Genomic DNA, 1,067 nt, shown 5'->3' on the forward strand with positions numbered 1-1,067 from the left:
AGGAAATCGTTTGCGTAGATGGCGCGCAAAATAGCAAGAATTTAGCGAAATTGCAGCGTGTAAGGCCGTATTTCCCCGATTTTTTCGATTTAGAGTCTCATTGAGGGCCACATTTGATGAATCACCGGGCGTCGTCAGCTTCTACACTTCGAGAGAACCCACCTCAGCCGGAGACAAGCCCATGCACACAGGAAACCTGCTTGCTCACATTCCCTCTCCCCTGCCCGCAGAGTTGTTCAACGACTTGGTCAGTACCAATCACTTCCGGATCGAGCGCATTCTCTCCCAGGGGCAACACACCCCGACCGGTGAATGGTTCGATCAGGATGAGCACGAATGGGTACTAATGGTGCAAGGTGAGGCTATCTTGTTGTTTCTCGAGCCGGAAGCCGGGGCCCAGGAGCGCGTCCATCTAGGTCCGGGAGACTACATCAATATTCCAGCCCACTATCAGCACAGGGTTGAGTGGACCCACCCCAGCGAAACTACTGTCTGGCTCTGCATCTATTACTGAACTACCCGGGCTGGTAGAGAAGGCTGCAGGGGGAGCATTCGATAATTGGCTAAATGGCCATTCAATTCAAAAGTAACATGATGGTTCGCCCCTTGAATCAGGCCGAGAAGATAGGGCCGTTCGATTCATGCATAGGTGGGAGACAGGCTAAGGATTGGATTGCCAGCTGGGGACAGGAGCAGATCTGATGCCTTTTGCCGTTGCTCACTGGCGCAAAAACTCAAAAAGGCCTTCCCGAATGGGAAGGCCTTCTCTATTTAGTGGCGGAGCGGACGGGACTCGAACCCGCGACCCCCGGCGTGACAGGCCGGTATTCTAACCAACTGAACTACCGCTCCGCAATTTGGCTAGCGCTATGCTAAATCTTCTGCCGTTTCATCGAGGTGTCATCCTCTCGGCCAATGATGTGAACGACACATCACTGTCTAATTAGGAGCCTGGCAGTGTCCTACTCTCGCATGGCGAATGCCACACTACCATCGGCGCTACCGCGTTTCACTTCTGAGTTCGGCAGTGGGATCGAGGTGGGTCCACGGTCGCTAGTCGGCCGCCG

The 1,067-nt window shown here is 54.1% G+C and carries 1 protein-coding gene, 1 tRNA gene and 1 rRNA gene; 1 reads left to right on the top strand and 2 read right to left on the bottom strand.

Annotated elements, in window-relative coordinates:
• The first annotated feature begins 181 nt into the window (after window positions 1-181).
• Window positions 182-514, top strand: coding sequence for a cupin domain-containing protein (locus G113_RS20125; protein ID WP_005914944.1), 333 nt, complete (start codon window positions 182-184; stop codon window positions 512-514).
• A 261-nt stretch (window positions 515-775) separates the two neighbouring features.
• On the opposite strand, the gene G113_RS20130 is transcribed toward G113_RS20125, so the two are convergent.
• Window positions 776-852 (bottom strand) — tRNA-Asp (locus G113_RS20130).
• 97 nt (window positions 853-949) lie between these two features.
• Window positions 950-1,066: ribosomal RNA gene (gene rrf / locus G113_RS22215) — 5S ribosomal RNA — on the bottom strand.
• Window position 1,067: the final 1 nt, after the last annotated feature.

It is taken from the genome of Aeromonas molluscorum 848 (genome assembly GCF_000388115.1).
Taxonomy (GTDB): Bacteria; Pseudomonadota; Gammaproteobacteria; order Enterobacterales; family Aeromonadaceae; genus Aeromonas; species Aeromonas molluscorum.

Excerpts from the sequence above, each read along its gene's own strand:
- G113_RS20125 (WP_005914944.1), top strand. The coding sequence starts at position 182 with ATGCACACAGGAAACCTGCTTGCTCACATTCCCTCTCCCCTGCCCGCA.